The 24,162-nt window shown below is 59.7% G+C and carries 22 protein-coding genes; 8 read left to right on the top strand and 14 right to left on the bottom strand.

All coding sequences use genetic code 11. From position 1 onward, the window contains the following. Positions 1–34: 34 nt before the first annotated feature. From rfbC to rfbA, 4 genes are read left to right on the top strand one after another with little or no spacing between them, the layout of a single operon-like run. Positions 35–589 (top strand): dTDP-4-dehydrorhamnose 3,5-epimerase, encoded by a 555-nt coding sequence (rfbC, locus tag J7399_RS07630; protein ID WP_209085069.1) that lies wholly within the window; start codon positions 35–37, stop codon positions 587–589. 4 nt (positions 590–593) lie between these two features. Further along, positions 594–1,676 (top strand): dTDP-glucose 4,6-dehydratase, encoded by a 1,083-nt coding sequence (rfbB, locus tag J7399_RS07625; protein WP_209085067.1) that lies wholly within the window; start codon positions 594–596, stop codon positions 1,674–1,676. Continuing rightward, positions 1,673–2,536, top strand: a complete 864-nt coding sequence (rfbD, locus tag J7399_RS07620) for a dTDP-4-dehydrorhamnose reductase (protein ID WP_209085065.1) — start codon at positions 1,673–1,675, stop codon at positions 2,534–2,536. Before rfbB ends, rfbD begins: the two co-directional genes overlap by 4 nt. A gap of 2 nt (positions 2,537–2,538) precedes the next feature. Next, positions 2,539–3,417, top strand: a complete 879-nt coding sequence (rfbA, locus tag J7399_RS07615; protein ID WP_209085063.1) for a glucose-1-phosphate thymidylyltransferase RfbA — start codon at positions 2,539–2,541, stop codon at positions 3,415–3,417. A gap of 7 nt (positions 3,418–3,424) precedes the next feature. On the opposite strand, the gene J7399_RS07610 is transcribed toward rfbA, so the two are convergent. Continuing rightward, the gene (locus J7399_RS07610) at positions 3,425–4,408 is read right to left on the bottom strand and encodes a Gfo/Idh/MocA family oxidoreductase (RefSeq protein ID WP_209085061.1); all 984 of its coding nucleotides are present in this window, start codon (positions 4,406–4,408) and stop codon (positions 3,425–3,427) included. A gap of 212 nt (positions 4,409–4,620) precedes the next feature. Here J7399_RS07610 and J7399_RS07605 point away from each other — a divergent pair, with 212 nt between their 5' ends. Next, positions 4,621–4,962 (top strand): DUF2853 family protein, encoded by a 342-nt coding sequence (locus J7399_RS07605; protein ID WP_209058117.1) that lies wholly within the window; start codon positions 4,621–4,623, stop codon positions 4,960–4,962. A 331-nt stretch (positions 4,963–5,293) separates the two neighbouring features. Here J7399_RS07605 and J7399_RS07600 read toward each other — a convergent pair whose 3' ends face one another. The 5 genes from J7399_RS07600 to tsaD are packed head-to-tail and all read right to left on the bottom strand — an operon-like array spanning position 5,294 to position 8,482. Beyond that, positions 5,294–5,689: a DUF1761 domain-containing protein gene (locus J7399_RS07600; RefSeq protein WP_209085059.1), complete on the bottom strand. Its 396-nt coding sequence runs from the start codon at positions 5,687–5,689 to the stop codon at positions 5,294–5,296. A 48-nt stretch (positions 5,690–5,737) separates the two neighbouring features. Further along, a complete protein-coding gene (locus tag J7399_RS07595) occupies positions 5,738–6,157 on the bottom strand; it encodes an EVE domain-containing protein (protein WP_209085057.1) in 420 nt (139 codons plus the stop codon). Next, complete coding sequence (locus tag J7399_RS07590) at positions 6,157–6,432, bottom strand: YciI family protein (RefSeq protein WP_209058110.1); 276 nt, start codon at positions 6,430–6,432, stop codon at positions 6,157–6,159. The genes J7399_RS07595 and J7399_RS07590 overlap by 1 nt, the downstream gene beginning before the upstream one ends. A 2-nt stretch (positions 6,433–6,434) precedes the next feature. Beyond that, a complete protein-coding gene (locus J7399_RS07585) occupies positions 6,435–7,388 on the bottom strand; it encodes an NAD(P)H-dependent glycerol-3-phosphate dehydrogenase (RefSeq protein ID WP_209085055.1) in 954 nt (317 codons plus the stop codon). Then, positions 7,385–8,482, bottom strand: a complete 1,098-nt coding sequence (gene tsaD / locus J7399_RS07580) for a tRNA (adenosine(37)-N6)-threonylcarbamoyltransferase complex transferase subunit TsaD (RefSeq protein ID WP_209085054.1) — start codon at positions 8,480–8,482, stop codon at positions 7,385–7,387. Before tsaD ends, J7399_RS07585 begins: the two co-directional genes overlap by 4 nt. Positions 8,483–8,564: 82 nt before the next feature. Here tsaD and J7399_RS07575 point away from each other — a divergent pair, with 82 nt between their 5' ends. The 3 genes from J7399_RS07575 (at position 8,565) to J7399_RS07565 (ending at position 12,235) form a co-directional block, all read left to right on the top strand. Continuing rightward, on the top strand, positions 8,565–9,272 hold the full coding sequence (locus tag J7399_RS07575) for a uroporphyrinogen-III synthase (RefSeq protein ID WP_209085053.1): 708 nt from the start codon (positions 8,565–8,567) through the stop codon (positions 9,270–9,272). 73 nt (positions 9,273–9,345) lie between these two features. After that, positions 9,346–10,719: a mitofilin family membrane protein gene (locus J7399_RS21175; protein WP_209085052.1), complete on the top strand. Its 1,374-nt coding sequence runs from the start codon at positions 9,346–9,348 to the stop codon at positions 10,717–10,719. A gap of 10 nt (positions 10,720–10,729) precedes the next feature. Beyond that, complete coding sequence (locus J7399_RS07565) at positions 10,730–12,235, top strand: heme biosynthesis HemY N-terminal domain-containing protein (protein WP_209085051.1); 1,506 nt, start codon at positions 10,730–10,732, stop codon at positions 12,233–12,235. 47 nt (positions 12,236–12,282) lie between these two features. On the opposite strand, the gene J7399_RS07560 is transcribed toward J7399_RS07565, so the two are convergent. From J7399_RS07560 to J7399_RS07525, 8 genes are all read right to left on the bottom strand, one after another. After that, positions 12,283–13,530 (bottom strand): FAD-binding oxidoreductase, encoded by a 1,248-nt coding sequence (locus J7399_RS07560; RefSeq protein WP_209085050.1) that lies wholly within the window; start codon positions 13,528–13,530, stop codon positions 12,283–12,285. Between the two features lie 84 nt (positions 13,531–13,614). Beyond that, on the bottom strand, positions 13,615–16,029 hold the full coding sequence (locus J7399_RS07555) for a response regulator (protein ID WP_209085049.1): 2,415 nt from the start codon (positions 16,027–16,029) through the stop codon (positions 13,615–13,617). A 25-nt stretch (positions 16,030–16,054) separates the two neighbouring features. Next, the gene (locus J7399_RS07550) at positions 16,055–16,960 is read right to left on the bottom strand and encodes a phosphate/phosphite/phosphonate ABC transporter substrate-binding protein (protein ID WP_209085046.1); all 906 of its coding nucleotides are present in this window, start codon (positions 16,958–16,960) and stop codon (positions 16,055–16,057) included. 303 nt (positions 16,961–17,263) lie between these two features. Beyond that, positions 17,264–18,385, bottom strand: coding sequence for a sn-glycerol-3-phosphate ABC transporter ATP-binding protein UgpC (ugpC, locus tag J7399_RS07545; protein WP_209058085.1), 1,122 nt, complete (start codon positions 18,383–18,385; stop codon positions 17,264–17,266). Continuing rightward, positions 18,378–20,054: an alpha-glucosidase family protein gene (locus J7399_RS07540; RefSeq protein ID WP_209085044.1), complete on the bottom strand. Its 1,677-nt coding sequence runs from the start codon at positions 20,052–20,054 to the stop codon at positions 18,378–18,380. Before J7399_RS07540 ends, ugpC begins: the two co-directional genes overlap by 8 nt. 72 nt (positions 20,055–20,126) lie before the next feature. Continuing rightward, positions 20,127–21,290 carry a carbohydrate ABC transporter permease gene (locus tag J7399_RS07535; protein WP_209058081.1) on the bottom strand — a complete coding sequence of 388 codons (1,164 nt, stop codon included), beginning with the start codon at positions 21,288–21,290 and terminating at the stop codon, positions 20,127–20,129. 11 nt (positions 21,291–21,301) lie between these two features. Then, positions 21,302–22,528 carry a sugar ABC transporter permease gene (locus J7399_RS07530; protein WP_209085042.1) on the bottom strand — a complete coding sequence of 409 codons (1,227 nt, stop codon included), beginning with the start codon at positions 22,526–22,528 and terminating at the stop codon, positions 21,302–21,304. Positions 22,529–22,596: 68 nt separating this feature from the next. Then, complete coding sequence (locus tag J7399_RS07525) at positions 22,597–23,961, bottom strand: ABC transporter substrate-binding protein (protein ID WP_209076206.1); 1,365 nt, start codon at positions 23,959–23,961, stop codon at positions 22,597–22,599. Between the last annotated feature and the right edge of the window lie 201 nt (positions 23,962–24,162).

Genomic DNA, 24,162 nt, shown 5'->3' with positions numbered 1-24,162 from the left:
CTTTTGTCTCGCGCTTCAAGTGTTTGGAGATGAGATGCAGATTGAACAGACCGCCCTTGAAGGTGTTTTAGTCCTGACCCCGGCGCGTTTTGGGGATGCCCGTGGCTTTTTCTCCGAAAGCTGGAACAAGCAGCGGCTTCTGGATCATGGCATTGATCTGGAGTTTGTGCAGGACAATCATTCCATGTCGGCCGAAGTCGGCACAGTGCGTGGGCTGCATTTTCAGTCTCCGCCACATGCGCAGGACAAGCTGGTGCGGTGCGGGCAGGGGGCATTGCTGGACGTGGCCGTGGATGTGCGCAGGGGCTCGCCGACCTATGGAGCGCATGTTGCGATTGAGCTGACCGCAGCAAACGGCAGACAGCTTTTGGTGCCAAAAGGATTTCTGCACGGTTTCATCACCCGCGCGCCCATGACCGAAATCATCTACAAATGCACAGATTACTACGCACCCGAGTGTGATGGCGCTGTGCGTTGGGACAGCTGTGGTGTGGATTGGGAGCATGAGGGCGACGTGGTGCTGTCGGACAAAGACGCCATCGCGCCATCGCTGAGCGATTTTGACAGTCCTTTCACGTGGGAAGGGTGACAGCATGAAGATCTTGGTGACAGGGGGCGCTGGGTTCATTGGCTCGGCCGTGGTGCGTCAGGCGATTTCTGACGGGCATGAGGTGGTCAATCTCGATGCGCTGACATATGCGGCCTGTCTGGAGAATGTGGCTTCGGTTGCAAACCATCCGGGCTATCAATTTGAACATGTGGATATTCGCGACCGCGCAGCGCTCAACCAAGTGTTTGCAAGGCATCAACCGGATGCTGTGATGCATCTGGCGGCAGAGTCCCATGTGGATCGGTCCATTGATGGCCCCGGCGATTTCATTGAGACCAATATCACCGGCACATTCAACATGCTGGAGGCGGCGCGCCAGTATTGGATTGAGAAGGGCAAACCGGAGGGGTTTCGCTTCCACCACATCTCAACGGATGAGGTCTATGGCAGTCTGCCAGCGGATCCTGAGGTGCAGTTCACCGAGGACACCGCCTATGATCCACGCAGTCCCTATTCCGCCTCAAAAGCGGCCTCAGACCATCTGGTGCGGGCCTGGGCGGAGACCTACGGGCTGCCGGTTCTGCTGACCAATTGTTCCAACAACTACGGGCCGTATCACTTCCCGGAGAAGCTCATCCCCGTTGTGATCCTGAACGCCCTCGCAGGAAAGCCGCTGCCGATTTACGGCGACGGATCCAATGTGCGGGATTGGCTTTATGTGGAAGACCACGCGGATGCGTTGCTGACGGTGGTGAAACAGGGCGTTGTTGGGCGGACCTACAACATTGGTGGCGAGAACGAGCGCACCAACCTGCAACTGGTGCAGACGCTCTGTGCGATCCTTGATGAGCTGCGGCCGCGGGAGAGCGGGGCCTATGCCGATCTGATCACTTTTGTGACCGATCGCCCCGGCCATGATGCGCGCTATGCGATTGACCCGACCCGCATTCGCAAAGAGCTGGGCTGGCGTCCGTCGGTCACCGTGGAGGAAGGGCTGCGCAAGACCGTGGCCTGGTATCTGGACAATGAGGCCTGGTGGCAGCCGCTGCTCAATCGGCATCGCGTGGGAGAACGCATTGGCGAAGATGCGGACCGCAGTGCCAAAGATGCGGCTGATGCGTCATGAAGGCACTGGTTTTTGGCAAGTCCGGTCAGGTGGCGAGGGCGTTGATCGCCTGTGGTGAAGCCGAGGCTGATCTGACCATTGAAGCGGTGGATCGCAGCCAAGCCGATTTCATCCAGCCCGATGCCTGCGCCGCGCTGGTCAGGACGACAGATGCGGATGTTGTGATCAACGCGGTGGCATATACGGCGGTGGATCAGGCGGAGAGTGATGAGGCGGTTGCGACCGCAATAAACGGCACCACACCGGGGGCGATTGCTGCGGCTTGTGCCGATCGGGGTCTGCCGTTTGTGCATATCTCAACCGACTACGTCTTTGACGGCGCGGGTGAGGCGCCCTTTGCAACAGACCATCCCACCGCGCCATTGGGGGCCTATGGTCGCTCCAAATTGGCGGGCGAAGAGGCGGTGCGTGCAGCGGGTGGTACCCATGCGATCCTGCGCACCTCCTGGGTGTTTTCCGAGCACGGCAATAACTTTGTCAAAACCATGCTGCGGCTTGGGGCAGAGCGCGACGTCCTCACCATTGTGGCTGATCAGATCGGCGGGCCGACCAGGGCGGCCCATATCGCGCAGAGCTGTCTGACCGTTGCGCGCGCTATCACAGTGAGCCCCGGGCAAAGCGGCACCTATCACCTTTCGGGCGGACCGGATGTGAGCTGGGCATATTTTGCCCGAGAGATCTTTGCGCAGGCAGGTTTGAGCTGCGCGGTTGAAGACATTCCAAGCAGCGCCTACCCAACCCCGGCCGCGCGGCCCAAAAATTCTCGTCTGGACAACAGTCAGACGCTTGCCACCTTTGGCATCGAGCGTTCTGATTGGCGCATTGAGTTGGCGGACGTTTTGAAGAAATTGGACAGATAGATATGACACAGCGCAAAGGCATCATTCTGGCGGGCGGAACGGGGTCACGCCTGCATCCGGTCACCATGGCTGTCTCAAAACAGCTTTTGCCGATCTATGACAAACCGATGATCTACTATCCGGTTTCGGTGCTGATGCTGGCAGGCATTCGCGAGATCTGCATCATCACGACGCCGCAGGATCAGGAGCAGTTCAAGCGGCTCCTCGGGGATGGTAGTCAGTGGGGGATCTCGCTCACCTATGTGGTTCAGCCGTCACCGGATGGGCTGGCGCAGGCCTTTATTCTTGCAGAAGAGTTTCTGGATGGGGCGCCATCCACATTGGTGCTTGGCGACAATATCTTCTTTGGTCACGGCCTCCCTGAGGTGCTGGCAGCAGCGGATCAGCGCGTGGTTGGCGGCACAGTTTTTGGCTATCATGTGCAGGATCCGGAGCGTTATGGCGTGGTGTCTTTTGATGCGGAAGGGCAGGCGCGTGAGATCGTGGAGAAGCCGGCGGTGCCCCCTTCCAACTATGCGGTGACTGGGCTGTATTTCCTTGATCAGGAAGCGCCGGAGCGGGCGCGCAGTGTCAAACCTTCCCCGCGCGGGGAGCTTGAGATCACCGATCTGCTGCAGACCTATCTGACCGAGGGCAAACTCCATGTCGAGACCATGGGGCGGGGTTATGCCTGGCTTGATACCGGCACGCACGCTTCGCTGCTGGACGCGAGCAATTTTGTGCGCACGCTGGAAAACCGGCAAGGGCTGCAGACCGGCTGTCTGGAAGAGATCGCCTTTGATCGCGGCTGGATTTCGGTGGAGCAGCTTGCCGAGCGCGCCAAGCTTTTTGAGAAAAGCGCTTATGGCGCCTATCTGGCGAAGATTCTGGCGGAGACCTGAGCGTGGCCTAGGGGCGGCAGGCCGCCTCCCATTCTGTCAGAAACTGCATGATTTCCAGACTGTCTGAGAGCCGTGGACTGGGCCGGTCTGCGGCCTTTGCACCGTTGCGCAGCGCGCGCTCTACCATGCGGGTCTGATGATAGAAGGCATCCTGCTCAGAACGCACCACGATTTCGCGCGCAGGGCCGTCGTAGGGTTGCCAGATCATGCGGCTTTCGCCCGGTTCAGGCAGCCAGGGATTGGTAGCAAACCGCAGCGTGCCTTTGGTGGTCACGATCACAAACTCATGGGCGAGACCATGGCCATCCGTGCTGTGCAGATTGGCCAGAACACCATTGTCAAACCGCACAGAGACACTTGCATCCTGCAAGGTGGCGTCCTTGCCAAGGTTGCCAAAGCCCGTGAGTTGCCGCGCGGCAAAGGCCTCCTGCCCGCACATGGTTTGCACCACCAGATGCAGCAGTGAGGCCGGATAACAGCCAAGATTATAAAGCGTGCCACCTCCCGCCGGATTGACCACCTGCCAGATATCGGCGGCATAGAACCCCGACACAGACCGCAGCTCCCCCACAGTTGGATCGCGCAGCACGGTCACAAGCTGCTCCATCAGGGGATGGGCCAGATACATCAGACCTTCCAGAAAGAAGGTCTCCGCCTTGCGCACCGAGGCGGCAAGGGCGGTGGCGTCTTCCATGGTTGTGGTCAGGGATTTCTCACACAGCACGGGTTTGCCTGCGGCCATGGCGGCTTCGGTGGCGGCGCGGTGCAGATGGTTGGGCAGCGCGATATAGACCACATCCATATCCGCGTTGGCGAGCAGGGTTGCCTGATCGGTGGTGCTGGCCGGGATGTCATACTGCGCGGCAAGCGCATCCAGCGCCGTCTCGTTGCGGCCGCAGATCATGGCCACGGAAGAGCGCTCACTGGCGCGGATCGCGCCGAGCATGGCATGCGAAATAAATCCGGTTCCGATGATCCCCCATCGCAGCATGGTGTGTCCCCTGTTGGCTTGAGTGGCGGCCAGATGCCCTAAGACCTGAACCTAGAGAGCGGGCCCGCAAATGGCCAGCGCACCGGCTTGAAGGGGAAAGACCGGGCGGTTTTCCCTTTGCGCTTTGGGGCCTGAGAGCTAATTTGACGCTCAAGAGCGGCAGATAGGCCGCTTTCGTTTATAAAAATTGACTAAAATATAAGGGGAGTATCATGGGAAAACGCGACGATTTGATCGCCAAATATGCAGATGATCTGCAAAACAAATGCGGCATGACGCCGGATATGGATCTGCTGACGAAAGTCACGATTGGATGTGGTCCGGCGATCTACAATGATGACGCCTCAACGGTGGCGAGCTCTCAGCCGGAAGAGATCGAAATCGTGAAAAATAACTTTCTCATCAAGAAGTTGGGCCTTTCAGACGGGCCGGAGCTGATGCAGGCGATTGACGCGGTGTTTGAGACGTACGGCAAATCCGAGCGCAACAAATACCGTGCGGTTGTCTACTATATGCTGACCAAACATTTCGGCAAAGAAGCCCACTACGGCTAAAGAATACACCACTCACGAAAGGCGCGCGTTTTGGCGATCCGGTCCAGCGCGCGCCTTAAGTCTTTCCAAAACCCTGATGGATCCCCTCATATTGTCGGTACTTGATAATTGAACCGACGCGGGGGTCTGCGCTAGGCATAATGTGTCGGGCTAGGACGGCCGGACCCTAAGAGATAACAGACGCGTGTGGTGGTATGGGAGCACGCGGGGGGCATAGGGGGTCTGACCGAGTGGAAGCAGGCCCCCTATGTTTTATTGTCATTCTGTTTTTTGATACCTAAGCAAATAGGCTTGGCCCCATTTAGGCCCGCCTTTTTCGTTTCTAGCGACCTCAAAACAAAGTCAGCACCGCACCGATAATCCCGCAGCCGATGGTGGCGTAGCCGCCGTCGATCAGCATCAGGACACGCGGGCGTCCGGCGAAGCTGTAGTTGGTGATGATCCAGGGCGTTGCCAGAAACAGGCCAATACCCAGCCCGCCGATCAGTCCTGCGCCGGGGCTGGTGATGCCTGAGAGCGAAAAGATGTGGCGCATCATGCCCGCCACAATCAGTGTGCAGACAAAGGCGGCGATATAAGGGGCCGGATTGCTGGCGTTGAGGGGGCGGCCGTTGTCGCCCAGCTTGACCTCAGCGGCGGCCATCCAGGGTTTGGCCAGCACCATGTACCAGACCGACCCAAAGACATAAGACGCCACAGCGGCGACACATACGGCTAGAAATCCCATGGAACCCTCCCCGTTCACATTTGGACTGGGGAGAGTATGCCTGAAAACTCAGGGTTTGACACCGCCCAGATCACAGACGATGGCCCATTCCTCGGCGGTGACCGGCTGCACCGACAGGCGGGAGCTTTTCACAAGCGCCATCTCGGTGAGGCGCGGATCGTCCTTGATCATGGCAAGCGTCACCGGTTTGGGCACCGGGGCAATGGCCTTGATGTCCACGCATTCCCAGCGCTCGTCAACGGTGGTGCTGTCTTGATGGGCTGCGGCGCAGACCTCGATGATCCCGACCACGGATTTCTCTTTCTGAGAGTGATAGAAAAAGCCGCGGTCCCCCACGGCCATTTCCCGCATGAAATTGCGCGCCTGATAGTTGCGCACGCCGTCCCATTCTTCGCCAACCTCGCCTTTGGCGACCTGTTGCTCCCAGCTCCAGGTGGAGGGCTCCGATTTGAACAGCCAATAGCGCATCAGCCCAGAACCTTGTTCCAGGCGGTCAGCTCCACGCTCTCAAACAGGCCAGCAGCCTTGTATGGGTCCGCAGCGGCCCAGGCCTCGGCTTCGGCCATATCCGCGACGTTCAGGATGATCAGCGAGCCGCACATGTCGCCGGCCTCGTCCAGAAACGGGCCCGCCATCATGACAGTCTCGCCAGAGCTTTTCAGATAGGCCACGTGGTCGTCACGGTTGGCCTTGCGGATGTCCAATGCGCCAGCTTTGTCTTTGGCGATGAGGGCGATCAGCATGTTTATTCCTCCTTGGGTGGTCTTGAGAGCAACATTTCCATGGCGTCGCGGATTTGCAAGCCCCCATCGAGGATCGCAACCACCGCAGCGGTGATGGGCATGTCAGTGTTCAGGGTTTTGGCGCGCGCAAGTGCGGCCCGGGCGGTGGCGGCGCCTTCCACCGTCACCGACGCATCAAAGCTGTCGCCTCGACCGAGCGACAGACCAAAGCTGTAGTTGCGCGATTGTTCCGATGAACATGTTAGGGTGAGGTCACCAAAACCGGAAAGCCCGGCCAGCGTGTCGCCTTGGGCACCCAGCGCACGCGCCATCCTCACCATTTCCGCATAGCCACGGGTCATCAGCGCGGCGCGCGCACTGTCGCCAAGCCCCGCACCCATGGCGATGCCACAAGCGATGGCGATCACGTTTTTCAGCGCGCCGCCCAGCTCTGCACCGACGGTGTCAGTTGTGCGATAGATCCGCAAATTGGGCGATATCAGTCTCTGTTGAAGTGCCTTTCCGGTGTCTTCATCCGGGGTCGCCAGCGTCAGCGCTGTGGGCAGGCCGCGGGCTATATCGGCGGCAAAACTGGGGCCGGTGAGGATCGCAGGCGTGGCGTCCGGCAGCACATCGCGGATCAGCGCCACAGGGCCAAGTTCTGTGCCCAGCTCCACGCCTTTGCAGCAGGCCACAAGGGTGCGGCCGGAAAGCTCCGGATGGGCTTCCAGAACGCCGCGCAACCGCTGCATGGGCGCGGCCAGCAGAATGACATCTGACAGGGCGTGGGTAAAATCGGCGGTGATGGTCAGGGTTTCGGGCAGAGTCACACCGGGCAGGCGTGGGTTTTCCCCTGTGCTGCGCATCACCTCGACAGCCTTGGCGTCACGCGCCCAAAGGGTCACCTCGGTGCCACCTTTGGCAAAGGCCACGGCCAGTGCGGTGCCAAAGGCGCCTGCGCCCAGAACGGAGATCATGCTTTGGCCCCTTTCTTGCCGGAGCCAAGAAGCGCAGGCGCGGATTGGTCCAGTGGCCAACGGGGGCGCGCTACAAGCGACATGTCGTCCTGCTCCCCTGCGCGAAACCGCTCCAGCCCGGCATAAGCGATCATCGCCGCGTTATCGGTGCAAAGCGCCAGTGGCGGGGCGGTGAAAGTCACGCCAAGATCGGCACAAACAGTCTCTAATCTGGCCCGAATGGCGGTATTTGCCGCCACGCCACCGGCCACAGCCAGAAGCGGCTCAGAGGGGTTTTCCGCCAGATATGTCTCCAGCGCGCGGCGGGTCTTTTCCGCCAGCACATCCACCACAGCGGCCTGAAATCCGGCACAGAGGTCGGCGCGGTCCTGCACGGTCAGCCCGCCTTTTTCCGCGATGATGGCATCGCGCTGGCGCAACAAAGCTGTCTTCAGGCCGGAGAAAGACATGTCGCATCCGGGGCGATCCAGCAGCGGGCGGGGGAAGCGGAACCGCTTGGCGTCGCCTTTCTCTGCCTCCGCCTGCACCGAAGGCCCACCCGGCTGCGGCAGCCCAAGCAGACGCGCGGTTTTGTCAAAGGCTTCGCCGGGGGCGTCATCAATTGTGCCGCCAAGTCGGGAGAATTTTTCCGGGCCATGGGCGATTAGGAACTGGCAATGCCCGCCCGACACCAGCAGCATCAGATAGGGGAAGGCCACCTGATCGGTGAGGCGCGGGGTCAGGGCGTGACCGGCGAGATGGTTCACCCCAATGAGCGGGATGCCAAGGCTGGCCGACAGCCCTTTCGCGCACATCACACCGGAAATCACCCCGCCAATCAGACCGGGCCCCGCAGTGACGGCAACGGCGTCCAGATCCTTCAGCGTCACGCCGGAGGCTTCAAGCGCCTGCTGAATACAGATGTCTACCTTCTCGGCATGGGCGCGGGCGGCGATCTCGGGCACCACGCCGCCGTAAGGGGCGTGCAGATCGGTTTGCCCGTGCACGACGGAGGCGAGGATATCGGCCTCAGCGCCCGCAGGTTGGCGCAGGATCGCGGCAGCGGTGTCATCACAGCTGCTCTCAATGCCAAGAATGGTGAGCGTTTCAGTCATGGCGGCGGGTGTCCTTGCCGTTGCGCGTAGGTTCTGTGGCAGGTAACACCTCCCTATCGTTCAAACAATCCCGGTGGCCTGAATGCCGCAAACACCCGCTTCGATTTTGCTGACCCGGCCTTTGGCGGATGCGGAGCGGTTTGCGGCGGTGTTGCGTGCGCGCGGCGTGGTTGCGCCGATTGAGATTTCCCCGATTGTGGAGATTGTGCCCACCGGCGCAGAGGTCGATCTTTCAGATGTCACTGGCGTTGTGTTCACCTCCCGCAATGCGGTGGCAGTGGTGGATGGGAAGAACCTGCCCGCCTGGTGCGTTGGCAAGGCCACGGCAGAGATCGCAGCGGCCAGAGGTTGGCGTGCCATTGCAGCGGAAGGCGACGCGGATGCGCTTTATGCGCGAATTTCAGCCGATGCGCCCAAGGGGCCGCTTTTGCATCTGCGCGGGGTTTTGTCGCGGGGCGATTTGGCAGTTCGGCTGACCGCTCTGGGCATCGAGACGCGCGAAACGGCGGTGTACCGGCAGGTTCCTTCTGAGCTGTCAGAGGCCGCAAAATCGCGGCTCATGCAGGAAAAGCCTGTCTTGGTGCCGCTTTTTTCGCCAAATGCCGCAGAACAATTTGCGCATCAGTTGCAGGGACTTGGCCCGATCAAGGCCGCTTTGCATGTGGTGGCGATCAGTGGCGCGACACAAGATGCCTTGGGGGATTTGCCCTGTGAACAGGTTGTTTTGGCGGCCAAAAAAGAGGCGGGGGCCATGGCGGATGCGATCACGAGACTGTTGGACGCAGGGTGACGCATTGAGCGAGTCGCCACGCTCGCCTAGACTTGGTGCTGCATTTGCAAAAACGGATTCGAAAGGGTGACCGGTGGGGACCACGGACAAGTCGGACAAGCCGAACAAGGATCAGGTGGAGGCGGTGGAGGCCGCGGACACGATCGAAGATGCCGAAATAGTGGAGGAGGTTTCCGAGGAAACCGCAGCGGAGGCCTCTGAAAAGGCCACTGAAGAGGCCGCTGAGGAGACAACCCTGGAGGAGACAGCGGAGACCGCTGAGCAAATTTCAGACGAAGATCCTGAGGAGGTCGCCGAGGCAGCGGATGGGGCGGACGACATGGCCGCTGACGCAACAGAGGAAGAGGACGCCTCTGAAGATGCTTCGGATACTGATCTCTCTGAGGATGCGCTGGACAGTGCAGACGAGCCATCCGCGCAAGAGCCGGAGTTTGAGCGCGTGGTCTCTGAAAAGCCTGAGCCAGTAGCGCCAGCGCCTGCGCCACAGGACGTCCGTCGCGGCGGCTTTGTGCCGTTGGTGTTTGGCGGTGTCATCGCGGCTGTCATCGGATTTGGCGGGGCAATCTATTTTGGCGATCAGCTTGGTCTTGGCGGCGACACCAAGGCAACACTTGCCGAGCTCACTGCGCAGCTTGAGGCACAGAATGCCGCGCTGGCTGAGTTGCAGGGCGGTGTGAGCGCAAGCTCTGCGGCGGCAAGTGGAGCGCAAGGCGCAGCGGATGCGGCTGCAAGCGCGCTTGAGACGCTGCGCGCCGATGTGGGCAGCCTGTCTGAGGCGGTGGCCACTTTTGAAGCCCGTCTGATGGATATCGAAAAGCGCCCGCTGACCGAAGGGTTGGGCGCGGCGGCGGTGGCCGCCTATGAGCGCGAGGTGAAAGACCTCAAAGATCTGGTTGCGGCCCAGAAAGCGGAAGCGGCGGAGCTGAAAGACCGCGCGGATTTGTCGGCTAAGACGGCTTTGGCGCGCTCTTCTGTAACCCGCATCGTGGCCGCGCTTGAGAGCGGCGCGCCGTATCGGGCTGCGGTGGTTGATCTGCGGTCTGCCACCGGGCAGGAGGTTGCGCCGGTTCTGGAACAGTTTGCCGATGACGGGATCATCCCGCTCTCTGCGCTGATCGAGAGTTATCCGGATGCGGCACGCGCGGCCCTAGCCAAGGCGCGGGCGGATAAGGTGGATGATGCCCAAGGCAGCACCCTTGGCAATTTCTTCAAAACCCAGTTTGGCGCACGCTCTGTTGAGGCCCGCGAAGGCAGCGATACAGATGCGATCCTCAGCCGGGCCGAAGCGGCCCTGAAGGCGGGTGATCTGGCGACAGCGCTGGGCGAGATCGACACATTGGCCGAGGGGCCGAAATCCGTGATGGCAGAGTGGGTTGCGCAGGCGCAAACCCGGGCTGACGCCACGCAAGCTGCCGAAGATCTGGCACAAACCCTAAACAGTAACTGAAGGTCATTTCATGCTCTGGTCCCTGATCAAAATTATTGCGTTTGTTGCCATTGTCACCGGGCTGACCTTTGGCTCGATTTACCTGCTTGAAAGCGAAGGCGGCGTGATGCTGACCGTGGGCGGGGTGGAATACAGCCTCGGCCCGTTCCAGACCGCGCTGGCGCTGGCCGCTCTGGTGGCTACTGTCTGGGTGGGTATCAAGCTTCTGGGGTTCCTTGTGGCGGTGCTGAAATTCCTCAACGGGGATGAAACCGCGATCAGCCGCTATTTTGACCGCAATCGCGAGCAAAAGGGCTATCAGGCGTTGTCTGACAGCGTCATGGCGCTGGCCTCCGGTGAGGGGCGCATCGCGATGGACAAAGCGCGGCGCGCAGAACGGCTGTTGATGAAGCCGCAGTTGACCAATCTCATTGTGGCGCAGGCTGCTGAGATGCATGGCGATGTCAAAAAGGCCGAAGAGACCTACAAAAAGCTGCTCAATGACGAGAGCACGCGGTTTGTCGGTGTGCGCGGCCTGATGAAGCAGAAGCTGGCGGCGGGTGACACCGATGTGGCGCTGAAGCTGGCGGAAAACGCCTTTGCGCTGAAGCCGCGCCATGAAGAGGTGCAGGACACGCTGCTGCGGCTTCAGACCGAAAGCAAAGATTGGAAGGGCGCGCGTGGCACGCTGAACGCCAAGCTGCGTCACGGCAATCTGCCGCGTGACGTACACCGCCGGCGCGATGCGGTTCTGGCGCTGTCGGAAGCCAAGGATGTGATGGCCGAGGACACCACGATCGAGGCGCAGGAGCAGGCGATTGAGGCCAACCGTCTGTCACCGGATCTGATCCCTGCGGCGGTTCTGGCGGCGCGCGGCTATATTGAGAAAGGCAAAGCGCGCTATGCGACACGCCTGCTCAAGAAAGCCTGGGACACCCAGCCGCATCCGGATCTTGCCGCTGCTTTTGCCGAGATCGCCCCTGATGAAACACCTGAGGCGCGCATCAAGCGCTTTAGCGCGTTGATCAAGACCACGGCTGAGCACGACGAGAGCAAAATGCTCATGGCGGAGCTCTATATTGCGGCGGAAGATTTCCCGGCGGCACGCCGTGCGCTGGGCGATCTGGTTGAGAGCGCGGCCACGCAGCGGGTGCTGACCATCATGGCGGCCGTAGAACGTGGCGAAGGCTCAAGCGACGCCGTGGTGAAGGGGTTCCTTGCCAAGGCGCTGAGCGCGCCGCGTGGTCCGCAGTGGGTGTGCGACAACTGTGGTCATATCCATGCGGAGTGGGCACCAACCTGTGAGACCTGCCACAGCTTTGACACGCTGAGCTGGGTGGCTCCGCCGGAAGTCGAAGGCCAGAGCCAGGCCAGCGCAGCCATGCTGCCGCTGATCATCGGCGCGCTGGAGGATCACTCCGAGAAATCCTCCGTCGAAGATGCCGAAGAAGTCTCGGAAGAGGATGATCAGGTGGTGGAAGGCTCAGCAGTGGAAGCTGAGGTGTCCACATCGGAAGCGGAACGCAAATCCGCCTGATCCTTAATAAAACTTAGAAAATCGCCCGCCATGTTGCGGGCGATGTTTCATGTGAAACGTTGCGGGTGGTAGGGCGCGAGGTCCATGTTGGGCGTTTTGCCGGTGATCAGATCCGCCACCAGACGTCCGGTTTTTGCACCACCTGTGAGGCCGATGTGCTGATGGCCAAAGGCCGCAAACACACCGCTTGTGCCAATTTCTCCCAACATCGGCAGGCTGTCAGGCAGCGTCGGGCGGAAGCCGAGCCACTCCTCTTCGCTGTCAGCTTTCAGATCAGGGAACACCTCCGCCACCTTGCGGCGTAGCAGTTTGAGCGGGGCTTTGGACTTCTGCTCTGACAGGCCGCCAAACTCGACAATTCCGGCACAGCGCAGCCCTTGATCCATGGGCGTGGCGACAAATTTGGCGTCTGCGATCATCATCGGATTGTTGGGCTGCACCGACGGGTTGCGGTAGGTGACGTGGTAGCCGCGTTCGACCTCCAGCGGCACAGTGAGGCCCAGTTTGCGCGCCAGATCCTTGGACCAGATCCCCGAAGAAAGCACCGCGTGGTCACAGTCGATGCGGCCCTGATCGGTCAGAACGGCGGAGATATCGCCCCCTGAAAGATCAAAATCCCGCACCTCCGCCTGCACAAAGCGGCCGCCCATGCCGGTGAATGTCTCAACCAGCGCTTTCACGTAAGACGCGGGGTTGAGGATATAGCCATGGGCCTTGTTGACCGCGAGCAGGCCGATGTCTCCGCCCAGAATGGGCTCCATCTCCCGTATCGCCTGTCCTTCAACGAGGTCGGGCACAAAGCCCATCTCGGCGCGCATGTCCCAGACGTAGCTGTCGGCGTCAAATGCGGCGCGGTCTTTATAGGCAAAGAGATAATCGGTGTCTTTGATCCAGCGCTCCGCTGCGGTGCCCGCGGCCAGCGCCTTGTGTTGCTCGACGCTGTCGCCGATCAGATCTGTCAGAGCCTGAGTGATACGGCGCACATGGGTGTCGCTGGAATATCCCATGAACTTCAGCAACCAAGGCACCAGCCGGGGCAGGTGGCCCCATTGCATGAAGAGCGGGAAATCAGGGTTGAGCAGATAACCAGGGGCCTTTTTGGCCAGACCCGGCGTTGCATTGGGCAGAATCGCGCAGCTGGCCAGCAGGCAGGCATTGCCAAAAGAGGCACCCATGCCCGGCGCGCCCTTGTCAATCAGCGTCACTTCAGAGCCTGCGCGCCGCAGCCAAAGCGCCGTGGCCGCGCCATTGATGCCCGCGCCCACCACCACAACATGCTGTGTTGTCTTCGCCATGTTCCGCTCCTTGCAACTTCGCCGAGTGTTGCAGGGCAAAGAGCGGAATTTCAATAGCTTGCGCGTCTCAAGCGGTGATCAATCTCAAAGTTCGGCGATGATCTTTTTGAGCTGCTGAAGTTTGATCGGTTTGGCCATATGCGCGTCCATCCCGCTTTCCAGACAGGCCTCCCGATCCTCGGGAGCGGAATGGGCTGTCAGGCCGACAATCTGGCTGCGGGCCGCGCCGCCAAGCGCCTCAAGCGCGCGGATTTCGCGGGTTGCGTCCAGCCCGTTCATCACCGGCATACTCACATCCATCAGCACCAGATCGGGGCGGTGGGTGCGGAACCGGTTGATCGCCTGTTCCCCGTCATTGGCGGAGTAATGGCTGATCCCAAGCCTTGTGAGGAAGACCTCGATGAGTTTGCGGTTGGTTTTGTTGTCATCCACAATCAGGATGGTTTTGTCCTCAGGCAGCTCTGAAAGCTCCTGCGCGATGGGTTTGGGCGCGCCATTGGCGGCAAAGAAGGCCTTGGGGGCGGCGGCCTCTTCTGCGTCGATTTCATCCGGCACGAGGGCGGCCAGCAGTTTGGGTGTCAGAACAGGTTTCAGCAGTTCGGCATCGGCCTGCGGTGTTTTCACCTTGTCGGTCTTGAGCGCTTCGCTGATCGGTTTGACCACAATCAGACGAGCCTTCTTGCGGCCCTGCGCCGCCTTGAGCTCGGCAAAGAGCTTGGCCTGCTCCATATCGGGCAGGGAGGTTTCGGTGATGATCACCTCGTAAGGTTCCTTGGCCTCTGTGGCAGCGCGCAGGCTGCTGAGCGCGGCAGCGGCGGTCTCAAAGGTCTGCGCCTCCGCGCCCCATTGGTTCAGGATCTCCTTGGTCACAAACAGCGCTGTGGGTTCGGATTGCAGAACCAGAACCCTGAGGCCTTCCAGATCGACGCTGTCCTCGGAATGCAGCGGCGGCGGCGTGTCAGGCTTTTTGATCGGAATGGTGAATTTGAACGTGGTGCCTTTGCCCAGTTCAGAGGTGACCCAGATGCGCCCCCCCATGAGTTCGGTGAAGCCTTTGGCAATGGCAAGGCCCAGACCTGTGCCCTGATGGCGGCGGCTGTAGGAGCCATCCACCTGCGTGAACTGGTCAAACACGGTTTCAAGCTTGTCTTTCGGGATGCCGATGCCGGTGTCGCAGACATCCACCTGCATCACCTCGCGCCCGTCATCCTCTTTGAGCGTGGCGTTGATCAGCACATAGCCTTCTTCGGTGAACTTCAGCGCGTTGCCCACAAGATTGATGATGATCTGCTGCAGGCGCGAGTCGTCGCCCATCAGGGATTTGGGCAGCTCCGGCGCAACCCTTGTGATCAGATCAACGCCCGCCTGCGCGGCTTGAAAGGAGAGCATCTGCGCGGTGTTTTCGATCACGTCGCTGGGGCGGTAGGCCTCTTCGCGCAGGGTCATGTGATCGCTGTCGATCTTGGAGAAATCCAGAATGTCGTTGATGATCCGCAGCAGGGTGGAGCCGGAACTGTGGATCGATTCCAGCAGGTTTTGCTGATCCACCGACAGATCGGTGTCCGCCAGCAGCTCCGCCATGCCAAGTACCCCGTTCATCGGTGTGCGGATCTCGTGGCTCATGCGCGCAAGGAACTGGGATTTGGCCTTTTCGGCGGCTGTGGCCTGTTCCGCTGCGATTTGCAGCTCCTGGTTCTTGAGGTTCAGGTCGCGGCCCGACACCTCAAGCTTGGTCTGCGTGTCCTCCAGCGATTGCACCCAGGCGCGCAGGTTGCCCAGCATCAGGTTGAAACTGTTGGCGAGGCTTTCGACCTCGTCATTGGTGCGGATGACAATGGACTGATTGAGGTTGCCTTTGGCGGCGCGTTTTGTGGCGCTGTTCAGGCGCGCCAGCGGCTCGGTCAGACGGCGTGACACCCAAATGCTCAGCAAGACACCTGTGAGGGTGAAAAACACCCCGAAAAGCAGGTTCCGGCGCAGCACCAGGTTCACTTCGCGGCTGGCGGGTTCGCCATCCAGATCAAAACGGATCGTGCCGTAGTTCACATTGCCATAGATCACCGGTACCGCCACCTGAATGCGGTTGTCCTCGGAGATGATATTGGTTGTCTGGGTCTCGGTCGCCAGCGTGATCAGCGGATCTTCGACCCGGCTGAGAAAGAGCGCATTGGCATCCTCTTCGCCGTTCACCAGCAGATAGCTGTTTGGGTCAACAAACTTGAGGCTCAGGATGTCGGGCTGGCGCATCAGCTCCTGATAGATGATGTCGAGCTCCGCCGGACGTCCCTCAAAGAGGTAAGGTAGCGTCACTTCCTGAATCAGGATCCCCAGCGCGTCCGAGCGCTCCGAGAAACGCGTGCGCACCAGCTCCAGCTGGGTCAGGGTGTTGAGATAGATCAGCGTGGTCACAAAGGCACCGATCATGAGGCCGAAGTACAGCGTCATGCGACGGCCAAGGCCGTAGGTCATCGATTGCCATGTCTGGGAAAAATAGCTCAAAGGTCGTTTCTTCTCTGCGGACACGCTACTGTATCCCCGCCTTTTCGAGGTCGCTCAGTATTTTGTTGATCCTTTCAAACAGCCGATTGCGACCATCTGGAAAATCATCAAACGCGCTGGTGTTCTGCAGTTTTTTAAGCACGTTGCGACCTTCTTCTGACTCTTGCATGCCCAGCAACACAGAGCGTACGTCGGAGAGCGTGTCGGGGTTCAAACTCTCCCGATGCAACAACACCTGACGCGGAAACTTTGCGGAACTGGCGATGACGCGATACTCACCCGGACGCGCTGCGCGCAAGGCCTGAAACGCATCCAGATTGGTGGCCGCCGCGTCCACACGCTGGCTGGCGATCAGAAAAATGGTGTTTTTATCGTGTGAGGAGAACACAAAGTTCACTTCACCCTCTTCGGCAACCTGCGTCTGGTTCAGCTTTTCGCGCAGACGCAGGCCGTGTTGCACAATGATGTGGGCGGGCAGCAGAAAGCCGGCCGAGGATTCCGGTTCGCTGAAGGCAATGGTCTTGCCTTCGAGATCGTCCAGCGTGGTGATCCCGCTGTTCACATGAGCGATGATCACCGAAAAATAGGGGCCTGCGGTTTCCTGATGGCGGCGCAGAAACGGCTGTGCGCCGGACATCTTGGCCACTTTACCTGCCACAAGCGGACTGTCGATGAAGATGTCGACCTCGTTGCGTTTGATCGCATCCGCCATTTGATCGGCGCTGGACACCACCATCAGTCGCACACTGGTCACCCCGGTGCCGCGCATTTCTTCCTCAACATAAGCCGCGAAAGGCTCATATATCTTCATCTGCGCGCGGATACCCTGGTTCATCGTGCCAATGGTCAACGTCTCCGCCACCGACATATGCGGGGCGCAGTGAACACCGGTGACAGCCAATGTGACGAACAACCTGATAAGACGCAGCATTGCGATAAACCCCAATGACTTAGATAAGCCGACAGATGGAACGTCTTGACGACTATTTAACAGAGGTAAAAAAACTGTTGAAATTTGGGCGGTCTCCCAAATTCGTTAAAAATTTTTCGTAAGTTTGCGCAGAGCCTGTGCTGCTCTGGCTTCGGCCCACTGAAATCCGGCGGCGCGATTCTTGCTGGGTGCGTTGCATCCCCCTAGTTTGCAACGATTTTGCGCACCACACCACTGTTTTGCGGCGGGTGCTGCAGGGGCAGAGAGCAACCCTAAAATGAGGGCTATGCACCTAGGCGCGGTTTAATGCGCCTTGGTTGCGATCGATTTGATCGGGCGGTCGCGATAGAGAAGCGACTGCGTGTCGGCAAAAATATGCACTTTGGCCGGGTCTGCGGTCATGGACACCTGCTGGCCTTTGAGGTCGCGGTGAATGCCCTGAAGCTTGCCGATCACCGGATCCGCATCGCCTTGCGGCTGAAAATAGAGCAGTGTGACCTCTCCCAGAGCTTCGGTGATATTGACCGTGCCGGTGAAGATTGCGGGGCCGTCGGTGGTCACCAGATCTTCAGGGCGCACGCCGATGTTCACGGCACGCCCCATATCCTCAGCGCGCGATGGCACGGTCGATGTGGCGGTGCCACCTGCATCCAATGCCACGGTGGTTGTCTCACCCGTACCCGTGATTTTGCCGGGCAGCAGGTTCATGGCCGGAGAGCCGATGAACTGCGCGACAAACTCATTTTCTGGGCGCTCATAGAGCTCCAGCGGCGTGCCAACCTGTGCAATGCCGCCACCCGCAAGCACCACAATGCGCGAGGCAAGCGTCATCGCTTCCACCTGATCGTGGGTCACATAGACCATGGTGCTGTCCGGCATGCTTTCCTTAAGCTGCGCAATCTCGATGCGGGTGGCCACCCGCAGCGCGGCATCAAGGTTGGAGAGCGGCTCATCAAACAGATAGACCTTTGGATCGCGCACAATCGAACGGCCAATGGCGACACGCTGGCGTTGCCCGCCAGAAAGCTCTTTGGGCAGGCGGTCCAGCAGATTGTGCAGCTGCAGGGTTTTGGCGGCCTTCTCCACACGCTCGTTGATCTCCGCCGTGCTCATTTTCGCGATCTTGAGCGCAAAGGACATGTTTTCGCGAACCGTGAGATGCGGGTAGAGCGCGTAGGATTGGAACACCATGGCGATGCCGCGCTGGCTGGGCGGCACATCGTTGACCAATGTGCCGTCAATTTCCAGCGTGCCGCCGGTGATATGTTCGAGCCCCGCAATCATCCGCAGCAAGGTGGATTTGCCGCAGCCCGACGGGCCGACAAAGACGATCAATTCGCCTTTTTCGATCTCCAGATCGATGTTGCTCAATACATTCACCTGGCCATAGGACTTGGCCACATCTTTGAGAACCAGATCAGCCATGTCCGCTTTCCTCGCTGTTTTGCGCTGTATTAGAGCCTGATGTGACCGCAAAGACCGCCTGCCATCCGGGCAAGGTGACGCTGTTGCCATCGCGGCTGACGGTGAAAGGGGCTTTGGCCTCCACTTTCCATGCGCCGCTGGGCAATTCGAAGCTCTGGTCTTCGTCAGACAGGTTGAAGGCACAGATCGCGCGGGTGCCATTGTGGCTGCGTTCAAACCGGATGTGGGTGTCATCGGCGTGGATCAGGGTGAAGTCCCCCTTGGCCAGCGCAGGCACGGTTTTGCGGAAGGCGATCAGGCGGCGGTAGAAGTTCAGCATGGAGCCGGAGGCGTCTTCCTGCGCTTCAACGGACAGCGCCAGATGCTCAGAGGCGACCGGCAGCCAGGGCTTGCTGTCCGAAAACCCACCATTCTGATTGTCAGATTTCCACACCATGGGTGTGCGACAGCCGTCACGCCCTTTGAACTTCGGCCAGAAACGGATGCCATAGGGGTCTTGCAGATCGTCAAACGCCACATCGGCCTCCGGCAGGCCCAGCTCTTCGCCCTGATAGATGCAGGCAGAACCGCGCAGCGACATCAAAAGCGCCGCATAGGTGCGCTGGGCGGCATCTGACAGTGCCCAACGGGAACCATGACGTTCCACGTCGTGGTTGGAATAGGCCCAGCAGCCCCAGCTGTCCTGAGAGAAGCTTTCCGCCTTTGCCATCACTTCGGCGATGCGTGTGCCGGTGGGATGCACATGGCCAAGCAGGGCAAAATCATAGGCCATATGCAGCTTGTCCCCGCCGCCGGTGTATTCCGCCTGAATTTCACTGCCGCGATGGGAATCACCCACCTCACCCACGGTGGTGATGGTGTCATATTCATTCAGCAAAACCCGCAGATCGCGCAAGAAGCCGAGGTTTTCCGGCTGGTTTTTGTCGTGCAGGTGATCCTGATGGTTATAGGGGTTCACCGCTGGCGCGATGTTGTCGTTGCGCTGATCCTCGGGCAGGGGCGGGTTGTCGCGCAGCTCTGCGTCACAATAATAGAAGTTCACGGTGTCCAGGCGGAAACCATCCACCCCACGCTCCAGCCAGAAGCGGGCCACATCCAGCAGCTCCTGGCGCACTTCTGCGTTGTGGAAGTTGAGGTCCGGCTGCTCGGCCAAGAAATTGTGCAGATAATACTGCATCCGCGCGGTGTCCCACTGCCAGGCCGGGCCGCCAAAGATCGACAGCCAGTTGTTGGGCGGCGTGCCATCGGGCTTGGCGTCAGCCCAGACATACCAGTCAGCCTTGTCATTGGTACGATCCGCGCGGCTTTCCACAAACCATGGGTGCTGATCAGAGGTGTGGCTGAGCACGAGATCGATGATGATCTTGATGCCCAGCTCATGGGCTTTGGCGATCAGCGCGTCAAAATCCGCAAGCGTGCCAAACATCGGGTCGACATCGCGATAATCCGAAACGTCATAGCCAAAATCCAGCATCGGCGAGGTGAAGAACGGCGAGAGCCAGATGGCGTCCACACCAAGGCTGGCCACATGGGGCAGGCGCTGGATGATGCCAGCCAAATCACCAATACCGTCGCCGTTGCTGTCCTGATAGGAGCGCGGATAAATCTGATAGATCACCGCACCGCGCCACCAGTCTGGGTCTGTGATGAGAGCGGTGTCTTGGGTCATGTTCGGGTCCTGATATGTCATCGGGTCGTCCTAGGTCTTGGCGGCATTTCTGCCGTGTTAGGGTCTGTTTTGTTATTTCACGGAGCCGGCCAGCAGGCCGCGCACGAGGTAGCGTTGCATGGCGAAGAACACGCAGAGCGGCGCCACGATGGAGACAAAGGCCGCGGTGGCGAGGATCTCCCAATTGCCGCCACGTGTGCCCAGCAGCTCGACAATCTGATTGGTCATCACCGTGGTGTTGCCGGTGGCGTCGATCAGGAAGACTTTGGCGACCAGCAGGTCATTCCATGTCCAGAGGAACTGCAGGATCGCGAAAGAGGCCAGCGCAGGGAAAGACAGGGGCAGGATGATCTTGGTGAAGATCTGAAAATCTGTGGCGCCATCCACTTTGGCGTTCTCGATGATGTCTTTGGGCAGCCCCGCCATGTAGTTCCGCAAGAGGTAGATCGCGAGCGGCAGGCCAAAGCCCGTGTGGGCCAGCCAGACGCCAAGATAGCCTTTGCCGATGCCGATATTGAGATGCAGCTTCAGAAGCGGGATCAGCGCCAGCTGCAAGGGCACCACCAAGAGGCCCACCACCGTCGCAATCAGCAGCACGCGGCCGGGGAACTCCATCCATGCCAGCGCATAGGCGGCGAAGGCGGCGATCAGAATTGGGATGATTGTGGCCGGAATCGTGACTGTCAGCGTGTTGAAAAACGCTTTGGCCATGCTGTCATTGCTGTTGCCGGAAAAGAGCACCTGATCATAGTTCTCAAGCGTAAAGTCCGGCGGCAGGGTTGCTGTGATGAACACCCGCTGGCCACGTTTGCGCAGCTTCTCGGTAGAGGTGAAACGGTAGTTCCCCGCCGCGTCCATGGTGAAGGTCTTCTCATCTTTGGAAAACGTTGCTGTGTCGCCCACCGCAAAGGCGTCCACCGCTTTGGAGGATACGCCAAACCGCGTGATGGTGATGCCCGGCGCGGGGCCATCCTCAGCCTCGTCCAGCAGATTGCCCTCAACCACCCAGAGGTCGCCCTCCTGTGTTGCGGCCTCCGCCCCACCGGTGCGCAGCTGCACGACCTGCTCTGCCGAAAACAGGGATTTCCACCATCCCGAAGCAGAGATCTGATCTGCGGTGCGGAAGGAGGACACCAACAAACCAACGGTGGGGAAGAGCCACAGCGCCACAAGCAGCGCCACAGAGATATTCACTGCCCAGCTGAGACCGGATTTACGTCCTGCGATATTGTCCATGGTCTCTCTCCTCAGCGCAGTTCTTTGCGGGCCTGCACCACATTCCAGATCAGGATCGGGGAGACGAGCAGCATGATGATGATGGCGCTGGCAGAGCCCACGCCCCAGTCATTGGCGCGGAACAGCTTGTCATACATGTAGTTCGCCAAGACCTGTGTTTCCCACTGCCCGTTGGTCATGGCGAACACGATGTCAAAGACCTTGAGCACCACCAGCGTGATGGTGGTCCAGACCACGACAATTGTGGGCATGATCTGCGGGACCTTGATTTTGAAGAAGATCTGAAACGGGTTGGCCCCATCCAGAATGGCGGCCTCGATGGTTTCCTCCGGGATGCCACGCAGCGCGGCGGAGAGGATCACCATGGCAAAGCCGGTCTGGATCCAAATCAGCACCACCATCAGGAAGAAGTTGTTATAAAATGGCAGGGTTAGCCAGGTCTGCGGCGCGCCATATTCAAGCTCGGTGACAAAGACCGTCACTGCATTGCTGAGCGCGGTATAGGCAAACCAAAGGCCAAGAGCCGCGCCAAACACACGTAGGGCTTTGATCAGCACGGTGCCGGCGTTTTCAAACAGGGGGCGCAGCAGCAGATAGGCGACATAGGCCACGATTGCGGCAAAGCTCACCAGAAGCACCGCAGGCATCAGTTTCAGGATCAGAAAAGAGCCTATTCCGCCTTCAAACTGAAACCAGACCGCATTCAGGATGCCAATTTGCTCATTGCCCGCGGGGCGCGCATCATAGACCAGCTTGAAGATCACCGACGCACCCACAAAAGAGATCGCCATGGGCATAAAGATCAGGGATTTGGCGATGTTGCCCCATTTGATGCGGTCGGTCAGCTGCGCTGCCAACAGGCCAAAGGCGGTGGAGGCGGCAGGCACCACAATCAGCCACAGCATGTTGTTGCGCATCGCCTCCCAGAATTTGGGTTCGGCAAACATCTGGCTGTAATTGGCGAGGCCGACAAAGGCCTCATCCTGCGTGCGGTCCGTGAGAGACAGCCGCAGCGTCTCGATCACCGGATAGCCGAGGTACAGCCCCAGCGCGAGGATCGCAGGGCCGAGAAACAGCCATGGGCGGATCATGTTTGCGCGGTTGATATTGCGCCCCGCATTGGGGCCCACCGGCGGAAACAGGACTTTATCCAGAAAGAGATTGGACAGGTAGAAATAGCCAAGACAGCCACTCACACCAATCGCAATGGTCACAAGACCAAGCAGGGCCGGAGACATGGCGCACCCCTTTTTTGAACTGTGCCGCCCCGACTGTGGGGCGACACGGGTTTGGCGTCAGAGCGCGCTTATTTTAGCGCGTCCCAGCTGTCCTGAATCTCGGTCGCCACCGTGGCTGCGTCTTTGCCGCCGGTGAAATCGACCATGCCGGTCCAGAAGGAGCCTGCGCCCACGCCACCTGGCATCAGGTCAGAGCCGTCAAAGCGGAAGGTGGTCGCATTCACCAGAATATCCGCCTGACCGCGCAGCGCGTCGTTCAGGTAGGTCTCCGGATTCACGCTTTTCAGCGGTGTCAGGAAGCCCGATTGCGCGCCAAAGACTTCATGCGCCAGCGGCAGCTGGAAGAATTCCATCAACGCGGTGGTGGCATCAGACGGATCGGTGATCGCCATCAATGTGCCGCCGCCCAGAACCGGATTGCCGAGGTCTTTGCCCTCATAAGACGGGAAGTAGAAGAAATCGACATCTTCGCCAAACTCAATGCCTTCCGGGAAGAAGGCCGGCACAAACGAGGCCTGACGGTGCATGTAGCACTCTGCCGGGGCGGCAAACATGCCTTTCGGGCTGTCGCGGAAGTCGGTGGTGGCCACGGCACCCGCGCCGCCGGAGACCTTGGCGTCATCGCCCACAAACCAGCCGAACTCTTCAATGGCTGCCACCACGCGTTCGTCGTTGAACGGAATGTCGTTGGTGGTCCAGGCGTCATAAACATCGGCTGGCTGGGTGCGCAGCATGATGTCTTCCACCCAGTCGGTGGCAGGCCAGCCGGTTGCCGCGCCGGATCCCAGACCGATGCACCAAGGGGTTTCGCCATCCGCCACGATCTGCTCGGTCAGCGCGCGCAGCTCCTCCATGGTCTCGGGCACCTCATACTCGGCGTCCTCAAAGTTCTCCGGCACATACCAGACCAGCGACTTCACGTTCACATTGTAGAAGAAACCATAGTGCTGATCGGCGCCGTCTTTGTCCGCATAGGTGCCAAGATCCACCCAGCTCTGGCCTGCGCCGTAGTTCTCAACGGTCCAAGGTGCCATGCTTGCAGGCAGCGGAGAGAGCAGGCCACGCGCGGCCATGTCTGCTGCGAGACCCGGCTGTGGGAACACGGCGATATTGGGGGCGGAGCCTGCTTCGGCGTCGATCACGATCTGCTGCTCAAAGCTGTCAGAGCCGGTGTAGATCGCCTCAGCGCCGGTGGCTTCGGTGAAATAGGCCAGCACGGAGCGGAACACGTCGTCTTCCGGCTGCAGCCAGGGACCGGCCACGGTCACGGTCTGTCCGCTCAGATCCGGCGCGCTCTCGGCCCATGCGTTGTAGCTGTCCCAGCTGAATGCTCCCTCACCCGGCTTGAACTTCATGTGGCCGTGGCCGTCCGCCATTGCGGTGCCCGCCATCAGCGCCAGCGCGGCGGCGCTCGCATAGAGTTTCGGTGTCATGGATTTCCTCCCAGTTTCCATAATCTGTGGATAGATTACCAAAGCGCTTTGAATTTTGCAATGCGCTTGAAATTGCGGCGCTTGTGCCAAAGAAATATATGATTTATGACTGTTTTCAGGAGGGATTCTTTGATGTTGATGCTGTTGGGTACACCGATAAAGCATCAATTATCAAAGCGCTTTGAGGAATAAACGTCAAAA

Source organism: Shimia sp. R9_1 (assembly GCF_017743775.1).
GTDB lineage: Bacteria > Pseudomonadota > Alphaproteobacteria > Rhodobacterales > Rhodobacteraceae > Shimia.
Note: the sequence above shows the minus strand (reverse complement) of the source record. Positions and strands in the feature narration are given on the sequence as shown.

What these genes read in the sequence shown, in the direction of transcription:
- J7399_RS07610 (WP_209085061.1), bottom strand. Translation starts at nt 4,408, where the DNA reads ATGCTGCGATGGGGGATCATCGGAACCGGATTTATTTCGCATGCCATG.
- tsaD (WP_209085054.1), bottom strand. Translation starts at nt 8,482, where the DNA reads ATGACTGAAACGCTCACCATTCTTGGCATTGAGAGCAGCTGTGATGAC.
- J7399_RS07530 (WP_209085042.1), bottom strand. Translation starts at nt 22,528, where the DNA reads ATGTCTCCGGCCCTGCTTGGTCTTGTGACCATTGCGATTGGTGTGAGT.
- J7399_RS07560 (WP_209085050.1), bottom strand. Translation starts at nt 13,530, where the DNA reads ATGGCGAAGACAACACAGCATGTTGTGGTGGTGGGCGCGGGCATCAAT.
- rfbA (WP_209085063.1), top strand. Translation starts at nt 2,539, where the DNA reads ATGACACAGCGCAAAGGCATCATTCTGGCGGGCGGAACGGGGTCACGC.
- rfbB (WP_209085067.1), top strand. Translation starts at nt 594, where the DNA reads ATGAAGATCTTGGTGACAGGGGGCGCTGGGTTCATTGGCTCGGCCGTG.
- J7399_RS07575 (WP_209085053.1), top strand. Translation starts at nt 8,565, where the DNA reads ATGCCGCAAACACCCGCTTCGATTTTGCTGACCCGGCCTTTGGCGGAT.
- J7399_RS07605 (WP_209058117.1), top strand. Translation starts at nt 4,621, where the DNA reads ATGGGAAAACGCGACGATTTGATCGCCAAATATGCAGATGATCTGCAA.
- J7399_RS07535 (WP_209058081.1), bottom strand. Translation starts at nt 21,290, where the DNA reads ATGGACAATATCGCAGGACGTAAATCCGGTCTCAGCTGGGCAGTGAAT.
- J7399_RS07595 (WP_209085057.1), bottom strand. Translation starts at nt 6,157, where the DNA reads ATGCGCTATTGGCTGTTCAAATCGGAGCCCTCCACCTGGAGCTGGGAG.
- J7399_RS07540 (WP_209085044.1), bottom strand. Translation starts at nt 20,054, where the DNA reads ATGACCCAAGACACCGCTCTCATCACAGACCCAGACTGGTGGCGCGGT.
- J7399_RS07600 (WP_209085059.1), bottom strand. Translation starts at nt 5,689, where the DNA reads ATGGGATTTCTAGCCGTATGTGTCGCCGCTGTGGCGTCTTATGTCTTT.
- rfbD (WP_209085065.1), top strand. Translation starts at nt 1,673, where the DNA reads ATGAAGGCACTGGTTTTTGGCAAGTCCGGTCAGGTGGCGAGGGCGTTG.
- rfbC (WP_209085069.1), top strand. Translation starts at nt 35, where the DNA reads ATGCAGATTGAACAGACCGCCCTTGAAGGTGTTTTAGTCCTGACCCCG.
- J7399_RS07525 (WP_209076206.1), bottom strand. Translation starts at nt 23,961, where the DNA reads ATGACACCGAAACTCTATGCGAGCGCCGCCGCGCTGGCGCTGATGGCG.
- ugpC (WP_209058085.1), bottom strand. Translation starts at nt 18,385, where the DNA reads ATGGCTGATCTGGTTCTCAAAGATGTGGCCAAGTCCTATGGCCAGGTG.
- J7399_RS07550 (WP_209085046.1), bottom strand. Translation starts at nt 16,960, where the DNA reads ATGCTGCGTCTTATCAGGTTGTTCGTCACATTGGCTGTCACCGGTGTT.
- J7399_RS07590 (WP_209058110.1), bottom strand. Translation starts at nt 6,432, where the DNA reads ATGCTGATCGCCCTCATCGCCAAAGACAAAGCTGGCGCATTGGACATC.
- J7399_RS07565 (WP_209085051.1), top strand. Translation starts at nt 10,730, where the DNA reads ATGCTCTGGTCCCTGATCAAAATTATTGCGTTTGTTGCCATTGTCACC.
- J7399_RS07585 (WP_209085055.1), bottom strand. Translation starts at nt 7,388, where the DNA reads ATGATCTCCGTTCTGGGCGCAGGCGCCTTTGGCACCGCACTGGCCGTG.